The 23361-nt window shown below is 39.8% G+C and carries 20 protein-coding genes; 19 read left to right on the top strand and 1 reads right to left on the bottom strand.

The genetic code is table 11. The annotated features are described in order from the left end of the window. Positions 1 to 17 precede the first annotated feature (17 nt). Positions 18 to 1172 (top strand): 3-phenylpropionate MFS transporter, encoded by a 1155-nt coding sequence (locus tag ACWPWK_RS04270; protein ID WP_109370967.1) that lies wholly within the window; start codon positions 18 to 20, stop codon positions 1170 to 1172. Positions 1173 to 1256: 84 nt separating this feature from the next. On the opposite strand, the gene suhB is transcribed toward ACWPWK_RS04270, so the two are convergent. Then, the gene (suhB, locus tag ACWPWK_RS04265) at positions 1257 to 2060 is read right to left on the bottom strand and encodes an inositol-1-monophosphatase (RefSeq protein WP_023581619.1); all 804 of its coding nucleotides are present in this window, start codon (positions 2058 to 2060) and stop codon (positions 1257 to 1259) included. 124 nt (positions 2061 to 2184) lie between these two features. On the opposite strand from suhB, the gene trmJ reads away from it, so the two are divergent. The 18 genes from trmJ (at position 2185) to ispG (ending at position 23250) form a co-directional block, all read left to right on the top strand. Then, positions 2185 to 2913: a tRNA (cytosine(32)/uridine(32)-2'-O)-methyltransferase TrmJ gene (gene trmJ / locus ACWPWK_RS04260; RefSeq protein ID WP_109370966.1), complete on the top strand. Its 729-nt coding sequence runs from the start codon at positions 2185 to 2187 to the stop codon at positions 2911 to 2913. A 131-nt stretch (positions 2914 to 3044) separates the two neighbouring features. Continuing rightward, complete coding sequence (gene iscR / locus ACWPWK_RS04255) at positions 3045 to 3539, top strand: Fe-S cluster assembly transcriptional regulator IscR (RefSeq protein ID WP_006533450.1); 495 nt, start codon at positions 3045 to 3047, stop codon at positions 3537 to 3539. A 68-nt stretch (positions 3540 to 3607) separates the two neighbouring features. Further along, the gene (locus ACWPWK_RS04250; RefSeq protein WP_100158398.1) at positions 3608 to 4822 is read left to right on the top strand and encodes an IscS subfamily cysteine desulfurase; all 1215 of its coding nucleotides are present in this window, start codon (positions 3608 to 3610) and stop codon (positions 4820 to 4822) included. A gap of 24 nt (positions 4823 to 4846) precedes the next feature. Then, the gene (gene iscU / locus ACWPWK_RS04245) at positions 4847 to 5233 is read left to right on the top strand and encodes a Fe-S cluster assembly scaffold IscU (protein WP_006533447.1); all 387 of its coding nucleotides are present in this window, start codon (positions 4847 to 4849) and stop codon (positions 5231 to 5233) included. An 89-nt stretch (positions 5234 to 5322) separates the two neighbouring features. Further along, the gene (gene iscA, locus ACWPWK_RS04240) at positions 5323 to 5646 is read left to right on the top strand and encodes an iron-sulfur cluster assembly protein IscA (RefSeq protein WP_006533446.1); all 324 of its coding nucleotides are present in this window, start codon (positions 5323 to 5325) and stop codon (positions 5644 to 5646) included. A 48-nt stretch (positions 5647 to 5694) separates the two neighbouring features. Next, positions 5695 to 6216, top strand: a complete 522-nt coding sequence (gene hscB / locus ACWPWK_RS04235; RefSeq protein WP_100158400.1) for a co-chaperone HscB — start codon at positions 5695 to 5697, stop codon at positions 6214 to 6216. An 11-nt stretch (positions 6217 to 6227) separates the two neighbouring features. Next, on the top strand, positions 6228 to 8078 hold the full coding sequence (hscA, locus tag ACWPWK_RS04230; RefSeq protein WP_109370965.1) for a Fe-S protein assembly chaperone HscA: 1851 nt from the start codon (positions 6228 to 6230) through the stop codon (positions 8076 to 8078). 2 nt (positions 8079 to 8080) lie between these two features. Beyond that, positions 8081 to 8416: an ISC system 2Fe-2S type ferredoxin gene (fdx, locus tag ACWPWK_RS04225; RefSeq protein ID WP_006533442.1), complete on the top strand. Its 336-nt coding sequence runs from the start codon at positions 8081 to 8083 to the stop codon at positions 8414 to 8416. A gap of 15 nt (positions 8417 to 8431) precedes the next feature. After that, the gene (iscX, locus tag ACWPWK_RS04220; protein WP_006533441.1) at positions 8432 to 8626 is read left to right on the top strand and encodes a Fe-S cluster assembly protein IscX; all 195 of its coding nucleotides are present in this window, start codon (positions 8432 to 8434) and stop codon (positions 8624 to 8626) included. 280 nt (positions 8627 to 8906) lie between these two features. Further along, a complete protein-coding gene (gene pepB, locus ACWPWK_RS04215; protein WP_109370964.1) occupies positions 8907 to 10202 on the top strand; it encodes an aminopeptidase PepB in 1296 nt (431 codons plus the stop codon). 27 nt (positions 10203 to 10229) lie between these two features. Then, positions 10230 to 10655, top strand: a complete 426-nt coding sequence (locus tag ACWPWK_RS04210) for an enhanced serine sensitivity protein SseB C-terminal domain-containing protein (RefSeq protein ID WP_109370963.1) — start codon at positions 10230 to 10232, stop codon at positions 10653 to 10655. Between the two features lie 294 nt (positions 10656 to 10949). Beyond that, entirely contained in the window at positions 10950 to 16037 is a 5088-nt protein-coding gene (locus ACWPWK_RS04205; RefSeq protein WP_454208383.1) for an alpha-2-macroglobulin family protein, read from the top strand. Positions 16038 to 16085: 48 nt separating this feature from the next. After that, entirely contained in the window at positions 16086 to 18407 is a 2322-nt protein-coding gene (gene pbpC / locus ACWPWK_RS04200; protein ID WP_109370961.1) for a peptidoglycan glycosyltransferase PbpC, read from the top strand. 343 nt (positions 18408 to 18750) lie between these two features. After that, positions 18751 to 19176: a nucleoside-diphosphate kinase gene (gene ndk, locus ACWPWK_RS04195; RefSeq protein WP_023581630.1), complete on the top strand. Its 426-nt coding sequence runs from the start codon at positions 18751 to 18753 to the stop codon at positions 19174 to 19176. 155 nt (positions 19177 to 19331) lie between these two features. After that, on the top strand, positions 19332 to 20513 hold the full coding sequence (locus tag ACWPWK_RS04190; RefSeq protein WP_109370960.1) for a bifunctional tRNA (adenosine(37)-C2)-methyltransferase TrmG/ribosomal RNA large subunit methyltransferase RlmN: 1182 nt from the start codon (positions 19332 to 19334) through the stop codon (positions 20511 to 20513). An 88-nt stretch (positions 20514 to 20601) separates the two neighbouring features. Continuing rightward, positions 20602 to 21036 carry a hypothetical protein gene (locus ACWPWK_RS04185; RefSeq protein ID WP_109370959.1) on the top strand — a complete coding sequence of 145 codons (435 nt, stop codon included), beginning with the start codon at positions 20602 to 20604 and terminating at the stop codon, positions 21034 to 21036. 76 nt (positions 21037 to 21112) lie between these two features. After that, positions 21113 to 22081 (top strand): cytoskeleton protein RodZ, encoded by a 969-nt coding sequence (gene rodZ, locus ACWPWK_RS04180; RefSeq protein ID WP_109370958.1) that lies wholly within the window; start codon positions 21113 to 21115, stop codon positions 22079 to 22081. A gap of 47 nt (positions 22082 to 22128) precedes the next feature. Further along, positions 22129 to 23250, top strand: a complete 1122-nt coding sequence (ispG, locus tag ACWPWK_RS04175; protein WP_109370957.1) for a flavodoxin-dependent (E)-4-hydroxy-3-methylbut-2-enyl-diphosphate synthase — start codon at positions 22129 to 22131, stop codon at positions 23248 to 23250. Positions 23251 to 23361 lie beyond the last annotated feature (111 nt).

Genomic DNA, 23361 nt, shown 5'->3' with positions numbered 1-23361 from the left:
TAAAAATGGGGGATTGGATGGTTATTCCATCAACATTGTGGCTTGCCTTAGATTATTTTACCTATTTCTTTTCATACGGCATCTTTTTACCTTTTTGGTCCATATGGCTAAAAGGAGAGGGTGTCGATCCGGCAATGATAGGTCTGTTATTAGGTGTAGGTTTAACCGCACGTTTTGTTGGTAGCCTAATTTTAACGCCTGCGGTAAAAGATCCGTCAAAACTTATCACTGCATTGAGATTATTTGCTTTTCTCTCATTACTTTTTACTGTTGCATTTATGATGGGTAGCCATTGGGCATGGTTATTCTTTGTGATGACAGGATTTAACGTTTTCTTTTCACCTATGGTGCCTTTAGGAGATTCTCTAGCAGGAACGTGGCAAAAACAGTTTCCTTTTGATTATGGAAAAATTCGCGTTTGGGGTTCAATCGCTTTTATTATTAGCTCATCATTGCTAGGTGTTTTAATTGATGCTTTTGGGCATCCCATTATTCTTTATGGATTGATTGCCAGTACTTTTGCACTATTCCTGACATCTATGCTCCGCCCTAAAGTTATGCCACAGGGTAAAGTGAAAAAAGCAGAACACAGCAATGTGTCCTTTATGAAACTCATTTCAGATGGGCCAGTTTGGCGTTTTCTGTTATGTGTCTCTTTACTGCAAGGCGCACACGCAGCGTATTATGGTTTTAGCGCGCTTTATTGGGAAAAAGCAGGGTATGACACCGCAACAATCGGCTATCTTTGGTCATTAGGTGTGGTTTCAGAGGTGGTTGTTTTTATGCTGAGCCATCGTTTATTCCGTCGTTGGAGCGCAAGAAATCTACTTTTACTTTCTGCTTTTGCTGGGCTTTTACGTTGGGGATTAATGGGGAGTTTCACCGCATTACCCGCGCTTATTGTTGTGCAAATCTTACATAGTGGTACGTTTACAGTATGCCATTTAGCCGCTATGCGCTTTATTAGTGCGCGTCAAGAGCATGAAATTATTCGCTTGCAAGCCGTTTATTCTGCTTTAGCAATGGGAGGAAGTATTGCGATTATGACGATAGTTTCAGGTTGGCTATATGAGAAACTGCCAAATCAAGAATCATTAATTTTCTGGTTAATGGCCGCATTAACTATTCCTGCGATGTTTATAAGACCTCAAGTTAAACCTCAAAATAGTTAACTTGTTCTACATAAGAAAAAGTGCAATAAAAAAGACCATAATATTATGGTCTTTTTCTTTTATATTTTATTCGTATCAACGAGATTAACGTTTTAATGCATCTGTTAATTCGCTACGAATTTCAGCTAATAATGCTCTGACAACACGAGGGTTACCTGCAACAATATTACCTGTTTGTAGGTAGCCATGGTTACCTGTAAAGTCAGAAACAATAGCACCTGCTTCACGAGCGATTAATTCGCCACCTAAGAAATCCCAAGGTTTTAAGCCAATCTCAAAGAAACCATCAACACGACCTGCGGCAACATAAGCTAAATCTAATGCTGCTGAACCTGTGCGACGGAAATCAGCACAAGGTACAAACAGTTTGCCTAACATGTTCATGTAAGCAGCTGAATGTTGCTTGCTTTTGAATGGAAAACCAGTCGCAAGAACAGCACCATCTAAATCGCGAGCATTAGATCCACGCAGACGATAACCATTTAATTGTGCGCCTTGACCACGAACGGCTGAGAATAATTCGTTACGCATAGGATCGTAAACAACAGCCACTTCAGTACGGCCTTTAATGCGTACAGCAATAGAAACAGAGAAGTGTGGAAGACGTTTAATGAAGTTAGTCGTGCCATCAAGTGGATCAATAACCCATTGTATGTCGTGATCTTCACCGAGTAACTCGCCACTTTCTTCCGTAATAATGGTGTGTTTTGGATAAGATTTACGGATGATTTCAATGATTGCTTGTTCTGCGTCACGGTCAACGTTAGTGACAAAATCATTGGTACCTTTCTGATTAGTCTCTACAGATTCAGGATTTTCGTAATTTTTGGCGATTAAATTACCAGCCTTACGTGCGGCACGTATGGCAATATTCAGCATCGGATGCATGGTTATCTTCCACAAGATGTTAAAGAACGGGGATAAAAAACGTGCCAGAGTATAACAGGCATTCGTGTTTCTGGCTACAATTGTGATAAAATAGATAGATCACAAAGCAATTAACAAGAAATCAATGTTAGAAAATATTCGCATCATCCTTGTAGAAACCTCGCATACAGGCAATATGGGCTCTACAGCTCGAGCTATGAAAACTATGGGATTAACCAATCTTTATTTTGTTAATCCAAAAGAAAAACCAGATTCGCATTCTATTGCCCTATCAGCGGGTGCAAGTGATGTTATTGGCAATGCACATATTGTTAATAGTATCGATGAAGCGATTGAAGGCTGTGGTTTAGTCATAGGAACAAGTGCCCGTAGCCGTACACTTTCTTGGCCAATGCTTGCACCGCGTGAATGTGGTGAGCGCTGTGTCATGGAAGCTAAAAATAAGCCTGTTGCTATTATTTTTGGCCGTGAACGCACAGGTTTAACCAATGAAGAATTACAAAAATGTGATTTTCATCTGTATGTTCCGACTAATCCAGAATATGGTTCTTTAAATTTAGCGATGGCTGTTCAGCTTGTTAGTTATGAAATTCGTATGGCAGCACTTGCCCAAGAAGAAAAACAAGAGGAAAATAACCCATCAGAGATTGATTATCCACCAGCTGATGATATAGAACGTTTTTACGTTCACTTAGAACAGGTGCTTAATGAATCTGGCTTTATTCGCCCTAAACATCCGGGACAAGTGATGAGCCGTTTACGTCGTCTATTTACGCGTGCGCGCCCAGAAACACAAGAGCTTCATATCTTACGTGGTATTCTGACGTCAGTTGAGAAATGGGCTAAGAAATAGAGGACAAAGTTGATTAACTTAAGTCAACTTTTGGCTGAGTATAATACTTGACTAAAACACTCGGATAAATAGTTGACTAAATTACTCGGGAATGACACAATTTGATTATTGTTCACCACGGAGTATTTGTTATGAGACTGACATCAAAAGGGCGTTACGCAGTTACTGCAATGCTTGATGTTGCATTGCATTCACAGCAAGGCCCTGTCCCCCTCGCTGATATTTCAGAGCGTCAAGGGATTTCCCTTTCTTATCTTGAGCAGCTTTTCTCACGTTTGCGCAAAAATGAATTAGTCGCAAGTGTTCGTGGTCCTGGTGGCGGCTATTTATTAGGCCGTGATGCAGGGCAAATTTTTGTTGCTCAAGTTATTTCTGCGGTTGATGAATCTGTCGATGCTACCCGTTGTCAGGGTAACAAAGAAGGTTGTCAAGGTGGCGATCGTTGCCTGACTCATACTTTGTGGCGTGATTTAAGTGATCGTATAACCAGTTTCCTAAGTAGTATCAGCCTTGAAGAGTTAGTCAATAACGAAGAGGTTATGGATGTCGCCGATCGTCAAGACAATGAAAAACGCCATGCTATCAATGGTCGTTTACAAGAAACCATTGTTAATATGCGAGTTTAACGGCGATCTCTAGGTAGGCAAAAACAAAATTATTAAAGAAGATCCGTCGTCTTTGGAGTTAGTGAGCAATGAAATTACCCATTTATCTAGATTATTCAGCAACCACTCCTGTTGATCCACGAGTTGCTGAAAAAATGATGCAATGCCTGACTATTGATGGCATTTTTGGTAACCCAGCCTCTCGTTCACACCGTTTTGGTTGGCAAGCAGAAGAAGCTATCGATATTGCACGTAATCAGATTGCTGATTTAATCGGTGCAGATCCTCGTGAAATCGTATTCACATCAGGCGCAACTGAAGCTGATAACCTCGCACTAAAAGGTGTTGCTAACTTTTACCAGAAAAAAGGTAAGCACATCATCACTTCAAAAACTGAACATAAAGCCATTTTAGACACTTGTCGTCAACTTGAGCGTGAAGGTTTTGAAGTTACTTATTTAGCACCAAAAAGTGATGGTCTGATTGACCTGAAAGAGCTTGAAGAAGCGATGCGTGAAGACACTATTTTAGTTTCTATCATGCATGTAAATAACGAAATTGGTGTTGTTCAAGATATTGCTGCTATCGGTGAATTATGCCGTAGCAAAGGTATTGTTTACCACGTAGATGCGACACAAAGCGTGGGTAAACTACCGATTGATCTCTCTAAGTTAAAAGTTGATTTACTTTCTCTTTCTGCGCATAAAGTTTACGGCCCTATGGGTATTGGTGCGCTTTATGTCCGTCGTAAACCACGCATTCGTTTAGAAGCTCAAATGCATGGTGGCGGACATGAGCGTGGTATGCGTTCAGGTACATTAGCCGTTCACCAAATTGTAGGTATGGGCGAAGCTTACCGTATTTTGAAAGAAGAAATGGCTGATGAAACTAAACGCTTAAACGAATTACGTTTACGTTTATGGAATGGCATTAAAGATATCGAAGAAGTTTATATCAACGGTTCTTTAGAACATACTGCGCCAAATATTCTTAATGTGAGCTTCAACTATGTTGAAGGCGAATCATTAATGATGGCACTGAAAGATCTTGCTGTATCTTCAGGCTCTGCCTGTACTTCAGCTAGTTTAGAACCTTCTTATGTACTGCGTGCTTTAGGTTTAACTGATGAACTTGCACACAGTTCTATTCGCTTCTCTCTGGGGCGTTTCACCACTGAAGAAGAAATAGATTATGCAATTGAACAAATCCACAGTGCTATTGGTCGCTTACGTGATCTTTCGCCACTTTGGGATATGCATAAACAAGGTGTTGATATCAACAGCATCGAATGGTCTCACCATTAATCAGACGTTTTCAGGAGTTAAATCATGGCTTACAGCGAAAAAGTAATTGATCATTATGAAAACCCTCGTAATGTGGGATCATTTGATAATAATGACCCTACTGTAGGGAGTGGTATGGTTGGCGCACCTGCTTGTGGTGACGTTATGAAACTGCAAATCAAAGTTGACGATAATGGCGTAATTGAAGATGCGCGTTTTAAAACTTATGGTTGTGGTTCAGCAATTGCATCAAGTTCACTGGTAACAGAATGGATGAAAGGCAAAACATTAGATGAAGCCGAATCTATTAAGAACACAGCAATTGCAGAAGAATTAGAATTACCACCAGTGAAAATTCACTGTTCAATTCTCGCAGAAGATGCAATAAAAGCAGCGATTGCAGACTATAAAAGCAAACGCCAAGGCAAGTAATTGTCTTTTATAATAAAAAAATAAAATATTGGCGGATGCTGAAACTTTTTTTCAGTATCCGCTTTCGTTCTTTATGAGTGAGGTGTGCCATGTCAATTTCCCTTACAGAATCCGCCGCTAATCGTGTTCGCTCTTTCCTATCTAATCGTGGAAAAGGTGAAGGTTTGCGTTTAGGCGTAAGAACATCCGGTTGTTCTGGAATGGCTTATGTTCTTGAGTTTGCTGATGTCATCAATGACGAAGATACTGTTTTTGAAGACAAAGGTGTGAAAGTTATCGTTGATGGTAAAAGCATGGTCTATTTAGATGGAACAGAGCTTGATTTCGTCAAAGAAGGATTAAACGAAGGCTTTAAATTTAACAACCCAAATGTATCGAATGAGTGTGGTTGTGGTGAGAGCTTCACTGTGTAATTTGTGTTAAAACACAGTATTAACGTTAATTAATCCAAGAGTAGATGTATGGACTATTTCACACTATTAGGCATGCCTAATCGTTTTGATATTGATAAACAGCAACTTGCTACACGTTATCAAGATATGCAGCGTCAATATCACCCAGATCGTTTTGCAGGTCAGTCTGAAAAAGAACAGGCTCAAGCAATCTCGCTTGCTTCAACCATCAATCAGGCTTATCAGACCTTAAAAAATCCACTTTCAAGAGCTGAATACATGCTCTCATTACACGGTATCGATATTGCTAATGAGCAACAAACGATGCACGATACTGCATTTTTAATGGAGCAACTCACATTACGTGAAGAGCTGGATAACATCGAACACAGTGCTGAAGCCGAAAGTTTGTTAGCCGATTTTTCTGCACGTTTAGAAAAAATGTACACAGTACGCCATGATGAAATGGTCAAAACGTTAGATAATCAAACTTGGGATATTGCTGCAGATAATGTGAGAAAATTGCGTTTTCTCGCAAAATTAAAAGAGCAAGTAGAGCAACTTGAAGAACGCTTGTTTGATGGTTTTTAAGGGAAACTGTTATGTCATTATTACAAATTAGTGAACCGGGTCAAACTCCTGCACCGCACCAGCGCCGGCTTGCAGCGGGTATTGATTTAGGTACGACACACTCATTAGTTGCCACTGTACGTAGTGGGCAAGCCGAAGCGCTTTCAGACAGCGAAGGTCGCTATTTATTGCCATCTGTTGTGCAGTATCAAGTTGATAATATCAATGTTGGTTGGAATGCTAAAAAAGAAGCAGAAAAAGATCCTGCTAACACGATAAGCTCAATAAAAAGAATGGTGGGTCGCTCACTGAGTGATGTGACAAGCCGTTATCCAAACCTTCCTTATCATTTTCATGAAAATGACAACGGTCTGCCATTAATTAAAACCGCAGCAGGTATTGTCGATCCTATCCAAGTCTCCTCTGACATCTTAAAAACATTATCAGAGCGCGCGATACAATCATTAGGTGGCGAACTTGATGGTGTTGTTGTTACTGTGCCTGCTTATTTTGATGATGCTCAACGTCAAGGCACAAAAGAAGCGGCTCGTCGTGCGGGTTTACATGTTCTACGTTTATTAAACGAACCAACAGCGGCAGCTATTGCTTATGGTCTAGATTCAGGAAAAGAAGGCACCATCGTTGTTTATGATTTAGGTGGTGGTACTTTTGATATCTCTGTTCTGCGTTTAACTAAAGGCGTTTTTGAAGTCTTAGCGACTGGCGGTGATACTGCGTTAGGTGGCGATGATTTTGATATGATGCTGGCAGACTGGATAAGAGAACGTGCTGGTTTTGGACATCAAAAAGATGCTGTATTACAACGTCAATTACTCGATGTTGCATCAGAAACCAAAATTGCATTGAGTGATAACGATGTTGCAGATATCAACATTAATGGATGGAAAGGTGAGATCACTCGTGCTGAGTTTGAATCATTAATTCAATCATTAGTGAAACGTACATTATTATCTGTTCGCCGCGCATTAAAAGACGCGGATGTTGAAATAGATGAAGTTCTAGAAGTGGTTATGGTTGGCGGTTCAACACGAGTGCCATTAGTTCGTCAAATGGTGGGTGATTATTTTAAACGAGAACCGTTAACCTCTATCGATCCAGATAAAGTGGTTGCCATTGGTGCTTCAATCCAAGCTGATATTTTGGTGGGTAATAAACCGGATAGCGAAATGCTATTGTTAGATGTTATTCCACTTTCTCTTGGTCTTGAAACAATGGGCGGATTAGTTGAAAAAGTGATCCCTCGCAATACCACTATTCCTGTTGCCCGAGCGCAAGAATTTACGACATTTAAAGATGGTCAAACGGCAATGAGTGTTCACGTTGTTCAAGGTGAACGTGAAATGGTGAGTGATTGTCGTTCTTTAGCTCGTTTCACATTACGTGGAATTCCTCCAATGGCTGCGGGTGGCGCACATATTCGTGTCACTTTCCAAGTTGATGCTGATGGTTTACTCAGTGTCAGTGCAATGGAAAAATCAACGGGTGTTGAAGCCTCAGTACAAGTCAAACCATCTTATGGTCTTAGTGATACTGAAATCGCTAAGATGATCCAATCTTCGATGGAAAATGCCCAAGAAGATTTACAAGCTCGTCGTCTAGCCGAGCAAAAAGTCGAAGCAGCTCGCGTGTTAGAAAGTTTAACTGCAGCATTAGAAGAAGATGCTCATCTGTTAAATGAAGATGAGAAAATGGCTATCGACAAAGTTGTAGATACCTTAATAGAGAGCGTTGAAGGAACAGATCCTGTTGCTATTGAAAACGCGATTAAACTACTGGATAAGCAAACTCAGGATTTTGCAGCGCGTCGTATGGATTCATCTATTCGACAAGCGTTGGCAGGTCATTCTGTGGATGAGATATAACTATGCCTAAAATTGTATTTTTACCCCATAGCACACTGTGCCCTGAAGGTGCTGTTGTTGACGCAACAGAAGGTGAGTCTATTCTAGATGTTGCATTACGCAACGGCATTGAGATTGAACATGCTTGTGAAATGTCTTGTGCATGTACAACTTGTCACTGTGTAGTGCGTGAAGGTTTTGATTCACTAGAAGAGAGCTCTGAGCTTGAAGACGACATGTTAGATAAAGCATGGGGTTTAGAGCCAGAAAGCCGCTTAAGTTGCCAAGCAAAAGTGACTGACGAAGATTTAGTTGTTGAGATCCCTAAATATTCGATTAATCACGCAAGAGAGCATTAATTTTAGGAGCCGAGCATGAAATGGAGTGACACGCGTGAAATAGGGGAAGCATTATTTGATCTTTACCCTGACACTGATCCTAAAACGGTACGCTTTACTGATATGCATCAGTGGATTTGTGATTTAGAAGATTTTGATGATGATCCACAGAAATCCAATGAAAAAATTCTTGAGGCTATTTTACTTGTTTGGCTTGATGAATTTGAATAATTGCTGACATCGTAAATTTAAAAGACTAGCTTATTGCTGGTCTTTTTGCATTATGGCCTTTTTCACTTTGCTTTATCAGTGATTTAAAAATAACCATAAAGAGGGAAGTATGGGGATTTTATTGTGCGATCTTCTTCGAGGAATATCATGTAAATACGTAAGATCACTGAATGATAATGGTGACCTCTTTGTTTTTGCAGTAAATTGATCACGCTAAACGGTAAATATCTGGTAGTCTGAATAGGTTAACTGCCACCAGTAATAATAAGTGAGACAATAAATGAATAAACAAATTATGCCTATCATGCTGTCAAATGAACCTGCTGCTGCATGTTGGGGTGAAAAAGCACTAATTAGCACTAGCGAAACCGGCATGACAATCCACTTAACGGAAGAAAACCGTTTAGGCGCTATTCAGCGTGGTGGACGTAAAGTTGATGGCCAAGGTATTCGTAATGTTGCACTTGTTGGCGAAGGCTGGGATTTAGAACGTAGTTGGGCTTTCTGGTTAGGTTTTAGAGCACCTAAAGGCGCTCGTTCAATCGAATGGCCACAATTAAAGGATGCAGATAAACACGAACTAGAATCACGTATTCGCATCGTTGATTGGGTTAGAGATACCATCAATACACCAGCTGAAGAATTAGGGCCTGAACAACTAGCACAACGCACAGTTGATCTGTTCTGTGGTCTTGATAAAGAAGATATTAGCTATAAGATCACCAAAGGTGTTGATCTGCGCGATCAAAACTATGCCGGTATTTATACAGTAGGACGAGGCTCTTCTCGTGATCCTGTCTATTTAGCATTAGATTTCAATCCAACAAAAGATAGCAATGCCCCTGTATTTGCTTGTTTAGTCGGTAAAGGTATTACTTTTGACTCAGGTGGTTATAGCATCAAACCTTCATCATCCATGAATTCAATGAAAGCCGATATGGGTGGTGCAGCAACCTTAGCAGGTGCTTTAGCATTAGCGGTTACTCGTGGTTTAAATAAACGCGTAAAACTACTGCTGTGTATCGCAGATAATATGGTCAGCGGTAATGCCTTTAAATTAGGTGATATTATTCGTTACCGTAATGGCAAATCAGTTGAAATCATGAATACAGATGCTGAAGGCCGTTTAGTTTTAGCTGATGGTTTAATTGATGCAAGTAATATTGCACCAGAGCTGATTATCGATGCAGCAACATTAACTGGTGCAGCTAAAGTTGCAGTAGGTAATGACTATCACTCTGTATTAAGTTTTGATGATAAATTAGCAGCAGAGCTACTGACTAGCGCTGAACAAGAAAATGAATTGTTCTGGCGTCTACCATTAGCGGATTTCCATCGTAGTCAATTACCTTCTAGCTTCGCTGATTTAAATAATATCGCAGCACCTTCCCATACTGCAGGTGCAAGTACTGCGGCTGCATTCTTATCGCACTTTGTCACTAACTACAAAAAAGGTTGGGTACATATCGACTGTTCAGCAACGTACAGAAAATCTTCTGTAGAGCAATGGGCGGCAGGTGCTACGGGCTACGGTGTACGTTCTATCGCGAATCTGTTATTAGCAAAAGCAAAATAATAAACGTTATTTGATTTGGAGTTTGTAATGGGTGTATCTGAACAATTTGAGGCACAAGAAATTGTTTCTGTTGAAGGTTCTTCTTTAAAGTTGAGTGTTCTAGAGCCACAACCTGAAAAATTAACAACCGCACTTAGCGAGTTTTTTGGTGAACATAAACCGATCCGCCGCGCCTTTATTGTTAATGCTCAGGAGCAAGATGATGAAGAGTCATTTTATCTTATTGGTTTAGAAATAACGGGTGAAGAAGATGTGATCATGCAGATACTCCCACAAGCGGCTGAATCGGCTTTTGAATATTTAGAAGAAGGACAATCTCTAGATTTTTGCTTTGTGAATAAAGATGAAAAAGGCGTGAGTCATTTTATGATCCACCATGTATCACCTTTTTATCAACGCAAACTAGGGGGATTCTTAAGAAAAGGCATCCCAATAGTTAATTTAGATAGTTAATACAGCCCGCTAAATTTAGGCGATATCTCATCAGGTATCGCTTTTTTTTATCTTATAATAGAAAATTGACTAAATTAGCAAATTGTTTGCATTTTTATATAACGCTTTGTTTTAGCTAGGCTTTATTTTTAAAGTAAAAATAAGACGACTTTGTGTTGTAATTTATTTCGTCTTACGCGGTAAAAGATAGCTTATTAAGTTATTCTTTATCTTATTAGTATAAAAAAATACATATATTATCTCTGCCTGCATAGAACATCGCATTATTCAGGGGTTGAATTAAAGGAAATGGATATGAACCAAAACCAATTTAGACAATATACAGAAAAGAGAGGCTATCGCTGGAGCTCTCTTGCTGTTGTATTGGCATCAGCATTGGCTCTTATAGGTTGTGATGATCAAACGGATGAAAACACATCATCTGCTGATAAGACGCAAAATACACAAGTGACAGAGCAAAAAGATACCGCTCAGAGCACATCAGGTATTGCAACTCAAACAAGCGAAAAACCAGCAGTTACAACAAAAACGAATAACGAAACTGCATTAAAAAGCAAAGAAGTCCGTGATGAGTTGGCAATGCGTTTTGCTGGAAAAGAAGTCACCGTATTAGATGCATCAGAATTACAGCGTGATGGTGCGAGCACAATGGTTGTGACTTTCTCTGTACCGCTTGATCCTGATCAAAAGTTTGATGATGTTATTCACCTTGTTGATACCAAAAAAGGGAAATTAGAAGGTGCGTGGGAGCTATCTGATAACCTAATGGAACTACGTTTCCGTCATTTACCACCATCAACAGAATTAAATTTAACCATTGATGAAAAAATAAAAGGTATTAATGAACGTACATTAACGACACCTTTTAGCCAGAAACTAACAACAGAAGAAATTTTCCCATCTGTTGGCTTTACCAGTAAAGGATCGTTACTGCCACTTGAAGCGGCTGAAGGTCTACCCATCATTGCGTTAAATGTGGGGCAAGTTGACGTAAACTTTTTCCGTGTTAAAGATGAGCAATTAGCCCAATTCTTAACGCAATGGGAAAGCCGTTCTAATATTAACTATTGGGAATCAGATGAGTTTTTATCTCAAGCTGATCTGGTTTATACCGGTCGCTTTGAATTAAACACAGAAACAAATACCCGTGAAAACGTGTTGTTACCGCTAAAATCAATAGATGCCCTGAAAAAAGAGGGGGCCTACATTGCGGTTATGCAACAAGCGGGTAAGTATTCTTATACGGTGCCAGCAACGGTATTCACATTTAGTGATATCGGACTGTCGATGCACAGTTATCTTGATACATTAGATATCTTTACCCAATCACTTAAAAATGGTTCTGCATTAGATAAAGTAGAAATTCGCCTATTAGATGAAAAAGGTGGATTGATTTCTAAAGCACAGACAGATAGCCAAGGGCATGCCACACTTGAGAAAAGTGATAAAGCACGTTTATTAATGGCTATTCGTGATGGGCAAACCAGTATGATTGACTTGCGTAAACCTGCGCTTGATCTGTCTGAATTTGATATTGGCGGCCCACAAGGTTATAGCAAACAGTTTTTTGCTTTCGGCCCACGTGATCTCTATCGTCCCGGTGAAACATTGATCGTTAACGCATTGCTACGTGACGGTGATGGTAATCCTATTAAAGAGCAACCTGTTAAAGTTGATCTGCTTAAAACAGACGGGCAAGTGTCTCGTAGTTTTGTTTGGCAACCTGAAAAGGGGCTTTATCAATTAAAATTAGTTATTCCTGCGGATGAAAATACTGGTACACGTACCTTACGTTTTGATGTAGGCGATGGTACACCTCGTTTCTATGAGTTTCAGGTCGAAGATTTTATGCCAGAACGTATGGCATTAGAAATCACTGGTAAGAAAGGTATTTTATTGAGTGGTAATGACGCTTATTTTGACATTAAGGGTCGCTATCTTTATGGCGCACCAGCTGCCGATAATCGCTTACAAGGGCAAGTCTTCTTAAAAGCCTCTCGTGAAGCTGTCAGTAAATTACCTGGATATGAATTTGGTACTGTAAAAGATGAAAACTTCAGCCGTCTACTGGATGAGTTTGAACTTAATTTAGACTCTGATGGTGAAGGTGAGTTAAGTGTTGATAGTGAACGCTACGCTGAGTTGAAATCACCTATCAATATCATTCTACAAGCAAGCTTACTTGAAGCGGGTGGACGTCCTGTTACTCGTCGTTATCAACAAGCAGTTTGGCCTGCCACTCATCTTGCGGGTATTCGTCCTGTCTTTCCTAAAAAAGAAGTCTACGATTATCGTACAGACAAATATAAATCAGGTTATAGCGTTGATGAAAACTCAATGGCTGAATTTGAAATTGTCTATACAGACCAAGACGGCAAAAAACTACCTGCTAATGATCTGAAAGTGAAGTTTATCTATGAACGCCATGATTATTACTGGCGTTGGTCTAGTTCGAATGGCTGGGAATCTGGCTATAACGAAAAAGATCTGCAAATGGATGAGCAAACAATTAAGATTGCGAAAGATGGCACCGCAAAAGTGGCATTCCCTGTTGAGTGGGGCTCTTATCGTATTGAAGTTGTTGATCCTAAAACAGAATTAGTTAGTAGCCTACGTTTCTGGGCAGGTTATTCTTGGATGGATAACTCTGGTGGAACAGGCGCGGTAAGACCAGACCAAGTTAAATTGAAACTGGATAAAGATGGTTATTTACCGGGCGAAAAAGTTAAGTTAAACATTGTTGCACCTCATCCGGGTAAAGGTTATGTGTTACTTGAATCAAGTAATGGACCTTTATGGTGGCAGGAAATTGATGTACCAGAAAAAGGGCTTGATGTTGAAGTGCCTATTAATAAAGAGTGGGCAAGACACGATCTCTATCTGACTTCTGTTGTTGTAAGACCAGGAGATACTTCAAAACAAGCGACAGTAAAACGTGCTGTGGGTATTTTGCATTTACCATTACAGGATAAAAACCGTCGGATTGATATTTCACTTGATGCACCTGAAAAAATTCGCCCTAACCAAGATTTAAAAATTCGTATTAAAGCGAATCCAGTTGCTGGTCAGCCATTACCTGAAAATATTAATGTATTAGTTTCTGCGGTTGATACTGGTGTATTGAATATCACAGAGTATAAAACCCCTGATCCTTACGATGCCTTCTTTGGTCGTAAACGTTATAGCATTGACCAATATGATGTTTACGGTCAATTAATTGAAGGGCAAGGTCGTTTAGCTAACTTGCGTTTTGGTGGTGATGGTGGTGAAGCCGCCGCATTATCTCGTGGTGGCAAAAAGCCATTAACTGATGTGCAAATCATTGCTCAACAAACAGCTCCTGTAAAATTAAATGCTCAAGGTGAGGGCGAAGTTTCTTTGCCTATTCCAGAGTTTAATGGTGAAGTTCGTTTAATGGCGCAAGCTTGGACTGCGGATAAATTTGGTAGTCAGGAAGGTAAAGTTGTTATTGCTGCACCTTTAGTGACTCAGCTTTCATTACCTCGCTTTATGGCTGGTGGTGATAATGCACTTTTATCGTTAGATTTAACCAATCTGACAGATGATGCACAATCTATTACCTTAAATTATACCGCTTCAGGTTTGGTGGGGTTAGGTGGCGCTGAAAGCAAAACTGTCTCGCTAACGAAAGGTGAACGTACTCAAATTCAAATCCCTGTAAAAGCGAAACATGGCTTTGGTCAGGGGGAATTTTCACTGTCTATTTATGGTATTAAAGTACCAGGTGAAGAGATTAAACCTTATCACAATACATGGAATATTGGTGTTCGCCCTGCATTCCCAGCAGAAACTATTCATTATGCAAGCACATTGCAAGATGGTGATACTTGGCGCTTACCATCAGAAATTTTAAGTCGTTTTAATAGCTCAACGCTTGAAGGTGAGTTATTACTAACAAGTCGTCCTCCGTTACAAGTGGCGCGTTATGTTAGAGAGCTATTTGCTTATCCTTATGGTTGCTTAGAACAAACAGTCAGCGGGCTTTATCCTTCACTGTATTCAACAGAAAAAGAGTTGAAACAGTTGGGAATTAAAACGCAAACTGATGCTGATAGAAAAGCGGCTATTGATAAAGGTATTGCTCATCTGCTGACGATGCAAAAGTCAGAAGGTGGATTCTCTTTATGGGATAAGGGAGGACGTGAAGAATATTGGTTAACCGCTTATGCGACTGACTTCTTATTCCGTGCGTCACAACAAGGTTATTCAGTTCCAGCTGATTCATTAAAACGTGCGAATGATCGTTTATTACGTTATTTACAAGATAAAAGCTTAGTTAACTATGAATATGCGGTTAATCAAGATGCAGCACGTTTCTCAGCAAGGGCTTATGCCGCGTTAGTATTAGCTAATCAGCAAAAAGCACCTTTAGGTGAATTACGTCGTCTCTATCTTGAGCGTAATCAAGCAGGAAGTGGTTTAGCCTTAGTTCAGTTAGGCATCGCATTAAAACTGATGGGGGATGGCAGCCGCGCTGAAAGCTTGATTGCTGAAGGTGTGACAACAACGCGTAAATATAATTATGGATTGGGCGACTACGGTAGCACCATTCGTGACCAAGCATTAATTATTGCATTGTTAAGTGAAAATAACCTTGAAACACAATCTCGTGATGCAAGTGTGATGACACTATCTGATAACTTAACAAGCCGTGAATGGTTCTCAACCCAAGAAAGTAACTCGTTATACCTTGCTGGGCGCTTCTTTATTAATATGGCAGAACAGCCTTGGGAAGTTGCTGTTAATCGTCAAGTTCCTGCAATCAGTAGCGATCGTGCAGTCAATGAGACATTAACATCAGCACAATTACAAGAAGGCTTAGAGCTAAATAATCGTGGTGGTGCTGCGATTTATTCTCGTATGAATATCGTGGGCTATCCTAAAGTGGCTCCTGCTCCTTATAGTAATATATTAAATATCCATCGCAGTTATTATGATTTGAAAGGAAATCGCGTTCATCCTAATCGCTTACAAAGTGGTGAAATGCTGGTGGTTAAACTGGAAGTTTCTGCTGATAGAGATGTACCTGATGCATTAGTTGTTGATTTATTACCAGCTGGTCTTGAAATCGAAAACCAAAACTTAGCATCAAGTAGTGCAAGCTTAAGTGATAGTGCTGCAGACTTGCAGGAATTTATCGATGATATGGGACAAGCGAATATCAAACATCTTGAGTATCGAGATGATCGCTTTGTTGCCGCTATCTCTGTTGATAAATATCGCCCAACGACATTGCTCTATTTAGCAAGAGCTGTAACACCAGGTAACTATCAAGTACCACCACCACAAGTTGAATCCATGTATGTGCCTTATTGGCGTGCAATAGGATCAACAGAAACCAAGATTGACGTTGTTCCTTAAATCTTGTAGCCCTTTCTTCGGAAAGGGCTTTTTCCTTTGAGTGATTGAATGAAACTAGGATATAAACGGCTTATTGCTGTTATCATTATTTTTTTGCTAACAACGCCAATTTTAGTCTGGATCGCAGATAAAATTTGGCCTCTCCCTGATCCTGAACCTCAAATTGCGACGATTGTTACAGCGCAAGATGGTACTCCTCTTTGGCGCTTTGCCGATAAAGAAGGGGTATGGCGTTATCATGTCAAACTCGCTGATGTCTCTCCTGAATATTTAGAAGCTTTAATCACTTATGAAGATCGCTGGTTTTATCAGCATCCTGGTGTTAACCCGATGGCGATATTACGTGCGGCGTGGCAAGACCTAAGTTCAGGAAGAATTGTGTCAGGTGGAAGCACGTTATCAATGCAAGTAGCTCGCCTTATTGATCCTCACTCCCGTACTTTAGGGGGGAAAATCAAACAGCTTTGGCGCACCTTGCAATTAGAGTGGTATTACTCAAAAGATGAAATTCTGGAAATTTACCTCAATAGAGCACCCTTTGGCGGTACGTTAGAGGGCATTGGAGCTGCAAGTTGGGCTTATTTAGGCAAATCACCCGCTGATTTATCTGCGGGAGAGGCGACATTAATGGCTGTATTGCCACAAGCACCAAGTCGTTTACGACCAGATAGATATCCTGAACGTGCTCAAGCTGCCAGAGATAAAGTATTAGATAGATTGGCTGAGTATCAAATATGGCCACAAGAAAAAGTTGATGAAATCAAAGAAGAGCAGGTTTTATTAGCGCCAAGGCAAACACCACAATTAGCACCACTGCTGGCTCGTCGTATGTATAACGAAAAGCGAGAGCCTGTTATTACCACCACGATTGATATCAATATTCAACGACAACTCGAAGATATTGCGAATCAATGGAAGTATCAATTAGCGGATAAAACATCCTTAGCCATTCTAGTTGTTGATCATACGGATATGAGTGTGAAAGGGTATGTTGGTTCTGCTGATTTTAATGACAATTCGCGCTTTGGCCACGTCGATATGATTAGCGCATGGCGTTCGCCAGGTTCAACATTAAAGCCATTTATTTATGCACTCGCATTAGATGAAGGGCTTATTCATGCAGAATCACTCTTACAAGATGTTCCTCGTCGATTTGATAATTATCGCCCTGGTAATTTTGACTCTGATTTTAATGGTGCGGTCAGTGCCAGTGAAGCACTAAGTCGTTCTTTGAATTTGCCAGCAGTACAACTTATCGAAGTGTATGGTGCAAAGAAATTTGCAGCGAAATTGCGTCATAACCATCTTGAAATGCGCTTTCCTTATGGTTCAGAGCCAAATTTAGCGCTGATCTTAGGAGGAACTGCAACACGAATGGATGAGCTTGTTTCCGCCTTCAGTGCATTAGCAAGGCAAGGAAAAACAGCACCGTTGCGTTTTAAGCCGGAACAAATAATAGAAAACCGAGTGTTGATGTCACAAGGTTCGGCATGGATTGTCAGACGCATATTAGCCGGAGAAGCCAGACCTCGCCCAGATAGTGCAATTTCACCCGTTGTTCCTTTAGCTTGGAAAACAGGGACAAGTTATGGCTATCGGGATGCGTGGTCTATCGGTGTGAATGCTCGCTACACCATTGGTGTTTGGGTGGGCAGACCTGATGGAACACCTGTTGCAGGGCAATTCGGCTTTGCAACGGCTGTCCCTATTATGAATCAGGTCAATAACTTATTAACTGGCTATTTCTATCAAAATAAACAAAGACCACCTACTGATTTACGTCCTAATAGTGTAACAGCAGCAACAATCTGTTGGCCGACAGGTAAGGCATTACCTAAAGAAGATAGTAACTGTCGAGTTAGTCGTCGAAGCTGGATCTTAGATAACACTATTCCGCCAACTTTATTGAATGATAGCCAAGAAGGTATTTTGGGGATCAACGAAAAAATTTGGTTAGATGATGAAGGTAAACGCACTGGGCCTAATTGTCCTAACGCAGAGTTAAAAGATATTGCTTTATGGCCGATAGCATTAGAAGCATGGTTACCTGAAAAAGAGCGCAGAGCAAAACGACTGCCACCGATTTCTGAAACTTGCCCACCAATTAAAGAAGATATTATTCCCTTGTTTATCTCGGGTATTCGTGCGGGTGATTTATTAAGGCCATTACCTGGTGAAACTAATCTCGAAATAACAGTTTCTACACAAGGAGGAAGTGGTATGCAATGGTGGTTTTTAAATGGTGAGCAAATAGGTAAAACAGAAAACGGAGAAACATTCTCTTATTTATTAGAGAAACGAGGTAAATATCAACTTTCTGTGCTTGATCTAAGTGGTCAAACGGATATGGTTAATTTTATATTTCGTTAAACTAAATCAATGGAATAAACGAGAACTGAGGGATTTTTCACTAAAATAGGTTTTTTAATAAAGATAATTAAACTATTTATCGAGTGTCATTTCGGTTCTTTTTTATTCTTATTTTCAAGTTTGAACATGGAATACGTCAAAAATGTGATTAGAACGATAATTTATAACTTTTTTGCCACAGTTTCTTAAAAAAAAGGATATTCAATCTGTGCAATTTATTTTTATCCTCCTATAATCGAGCCCTATTTTTTGCAGGGAATGCGGTTTTTGATTCGTTTTTCCATGATCTGCGATAAAAGAGATAACAAAAGTTATCATTAATAAAATAATTTAGAGGTAAGACATGGCTATTCAGCGCACATTTTCTATTATCAAACCAAACGCAGTGAAAAAAAATGTTATCGGCGCTATCTATCACCGTTTTGAAAGTGCAGGTTTTAGCATCATTGGCGCTAAAATGTTGCATTTAACGCGCGAACAAGCTGAAGGCTTTTATGAAGAACACAAAGGCCGCCCTTTCTTTGACGGTTTAGTTGAATTTATGACTTCTGGTCCAATCATGGTTCAAGTGTTAGAAGGTGAAAATGCGATTCAACGTCATCGTGATCTGATGGGCGCAACTAACCCAGACAACGCATTAGCGGGTACATTACGTGCTGATTACGCTGATAGCTTTACTGAAAATGCGGTACACGGTTCAGATTCAGAAGCTTCTGCTGCTCGTGAAATCGCATACTTCTTCACTGAAAACGAAGTTTGCGCGCGCTAATTTATTAGCATCTCTACGCGAAAAACAGTACAATGCGACGCCCTGTTTGATAATTAACAGGGCGTTTTTTATTATTGTTTATTATACAAATATATAAGTATCCCATTAGCATCAATGCTAATGCAGGCCGCATAGTGTAACAACGAGGCAATGTCATGACCCAATCTACCACTCCAGCGCCAAGCGCTTCTGTCGCTGTTTCTAAAGAAAATACTGTGAATCAAAAAACTAAAATTAATCTGTTAGATTTAAATCGTAAACAGATGCGTGAGCTTTTTGTCTCTATGGGCGAAAAACCTTTCCGTGCTGACCAAATTATGAAGTGGATGTACCACTACTGTTATGACGATTTCGATCAAATGACCGATATCAACAAGGTGTTACGCAATAAATTAAAAGAAATTGCTGAAATTAAAGCACCTGAAGTTTCTGAAGAACAACGTTCAACAGATGGCACGATTAAGTGGGCAATTAAAGTTGGCGATCAACAAGTAGAAACTGTGTACATTCCAGAAGATGATCGCGCAACATTATGTGTTTCTTCACAAGTGGGTTGTGCTTTAGAGTGCAAGTTCTGTTCAACTGCACAGCAAGGTTTTAACCGTAACTTGAAAGTGTCTGAAATTATTGGGCAAGTTTGGCGTGCAGCTAAAATTATTGGCTCATTAAAAGAGACAGGCCGTCGCCCTATTACTAATGTCGTGATGATGGGAATGGGTGAGCCATTACTAAATTTAAATAATGTTATTCCAGCGCTTGAAATCATGATGGATGATTTTGGTTTTGGTCTATCTAAACGTCGTGTTACTGTCTCTACATCAGGTGTTGTACCTGCATTAGATAAATTAGGTGATGCTGTGGACGTGGCTTTAGCTATTTCATTGCATGCACCAACTGATGAAATTCGTGATGAAATCGTTCCAATTAACAAGAAATACAATATTGAAATGTTTCTTGAAGGTGTTCGCCGTTATATTGCTAAATCAAACGCGAACCAAGGGCGAGTGACTATTGAATATGTCATGCTTGATCATATTAATGACAGCACCGAACAAGCTCACCAATTAGCTGAGCTTTTAAAAGACACGCCGTGTAAAATTAACTTAATTCCATGGAACCCGTTCCCAGGTGCACCATATGGACGTAGTTCTAATAGCCGTATTGACCGTTTCTCTAAAGTATTAATGGAATATGGCTTTACGACGATTGTACGTAAAACCCGTGGCGATGATATTGATGCGGCTTGTGGACAATTAGCTGGTGATGTTATTGACCGTACAAAGCGTACACTGAAAAAACGCCAACAAGGTGAACTAATTTCAGTAAAAGCAGTCTAATACAGTTGGATATCTCTTTCTTTGTGAAGTGTATTACATAATTACAATGTAGAGAGAACAAGGATGAATATATTTGAGGAATAAAACGATGATAAGGATATCATCAGTAGTTATAACTATTGGCTTGATGCTATTGACACTCGGTTGTCAATCATCAGCCAATCAAGAACGTGTTGCAGTGTCTACACGTTTACAATTAGGTGATGCTTATTTAGCTGAAAGACAATATCAAATAGCGCAATATCATTTCCAAAAAGTGTTATCAGTGATGCCAAATCATCCTGATGCGAATTTAGGAATGGCATTAACATCGCAGTTATTGGGAAATTCTATTCAAGCGTTAGATTATTACAAATTAGCGATGAACTCGAAGCCAGTAAATGTTAATGTATTAAGGCTTTATGGTAATTTCCTTTGTGAACAAAAACTATTAAACAATAATAGTGTGTTAATTGAGGATATACCGCCAGATTATTTGGTCTGCCAGCAAAGTGATAATAAAATATCAAAAAAATCGCGGTGATATACGTTAAGGTACTTTGTGCTTTTGCGAGTTCATCAATGTTAAACATCCAATAGCCACAGTGCCTAGATTGCTAATGAATACTGAAAACAAAACCGAAGAAGTGAAATTAACAGCAGGTCAACTTTTACGTCAGGCACGAGAAAAAGTAGGGCTAACACAACAAACTGTTGCTGATCGACTTTGTTTGAAGTTATCAACAGTGCGCGACATTGAAACAGATTCTGTTTCTTCTGATATTGCACCCACATTTTTACGCGGATATATGCGTTCTTATGCCAAGCTCGTTGGTGTTCCTGAAAAAGACATCCTTGGTTTTATCGACCAACAAGCGCCTGTTAAACAAATTAGAATGACAACCACACAAAATTACTCATTAGGCAAACGTCATAAAAAACGTGAAGGTTGGCTGATGAAAATCACTTGGGTGATTTTGATTGTTATGATTGCATTAGTAGGTGTTTGGTGGTGGCAAGGTCATCAGGCGGATCAACAAGAATTAGTCTCTATGGCATCTCAAGACGTAGGGCAAAATAGTACACAAGAAAACACCAACACGATAGATTCTCCTTTGGCAACCTTAGATAATATGTCAACATCTGAAGGTGATAATTTACAAGTATCTGCGCCGCCATTAGTTGATAATCAGGCTAATAATGTCGCTACATCACCAACGACTGAAACGACATCACCAGCACCAACAGAAGTGAGAACGGTTCCATTACCCGTCTCACCACTAACAACATCAACAACTTCTCGAGCAAATTCAACGCAAGAATCTACTTCATCGGAAGCACCTGCTATTGCGAATCAATTGGTTCTTATGTTTGATGGTGAATGTTGGTTAGAAGTTCGTAATGCTCAAAATAAAGTCTTATTTAATGGTATTAAGAAAGCGGGTGATCGTTTGGAATTTGATGGTGAGCAACCTTATAAACTAAAAATAGGCGCACCTTCTGTTACTCGCTTACAGTTTAATGGTGAATCTGTTGATTTAAGCCGTTTTACTGGAAAAATAGCGAAAATAACAGTACCGAGCGCTTAATCTGACTACACATTTGAGCAAGCATGGAAGCATGGGAGAATTAATCAATGCATAAAGAATCACCTATTATTCGTCGAAAATCGACACGAATTTATGTGGGCAATGTACCTGTTGGTGATGGCGCTCCTATCACGGTACAGTCGATGACAAATACACGAACAACAGACGTAGAAGCGACTGTTCGCCAGATAAAATCTCTGGAACGTGTAGGGGTGGATATTGTTCGTGTTTCTGTACCCACAATGGATGCTGCGGAAGCATTCAAATTAATTAAGCAACAAGTTAATGTGCCTTTAGTCGCTGATATTCATTTTGACTACCGTATCGCATTAAAAGTCGCTGAATATGGTGTTGATTGTTTACGTATCAATCCGGGTAATATTGGTAGTGAAGAACGCATTCGCCAAGTTGTTGATTGCGCCCGTCACAACAATATTCCTATTCGTATTGGCGTAAACGGCGGTTCACTTGAGAAAGATATTCAAGAGAAATACGGAGAGCCAACACCTGAAGCGTTAGTTGAATCGGCAATGCGCCATGTGGATATCCTTGATAAACTGAATTTTGAACAATTTAAAATCAGTGTAAAAGCTTCTGATGTTTTCCTTGCAGTTGATTCTTACCGTTTATTAGCGAAAAAAATTGATCAACCACTGCATCTTGGGATCACCGAAGCCGGTGGCGCAAGAGCGGGATCGGTTAAATCTGCGATTGGTCTTGGGATCTTATTATCAGAAGGTATCGGCGATACATTAAGGATCTCATTAGCTGCAGATCCAGTTGAAGAAGTTAAAGTCGGTTTTGATATTCTTAAATCCTTACGTATTCGTTCTCGTGGAATTAACTTTATCGCTTGCCCAACGTGTTCTCGTCAAGAATTTGATGTTATCGGAACAGTCAACGAATTAGAGCAACGTTTGGAAGATATCATCACACCTATGGATGTTTCTATTATTGGTTGTGTTGTTAATGGACCGGGTGAAGCTGAAGTTTCAACGTTAGGTGTAACTGGCGCTAAAACACGAAGTGGTTTTTATGAAGATGGCGTGAGACAAAAAGAGCGTCTTGATAACGTTAATATGATTGATTTATTAGAAGCAAAAATTCGTGCTAAAGCATCAATGCTTGATGACAGTATGCGCATAAACATAAATCAATTGGACAAATAATACTCAAAAAACTGGCTCATTAATCAATGAGCCAGTTTTACTATAGATTTCACATTGAATACTGATTGATTTCGCTTCTATAATCAGCCTAACAATCAATTAATAACTATT

This window comes from Proteus sp. Marseille-Q3619 (genome assembly GCF_965283115.1).
This window is presented reverse-complemented; position numbering and strand designations above follow the sequence as displayed.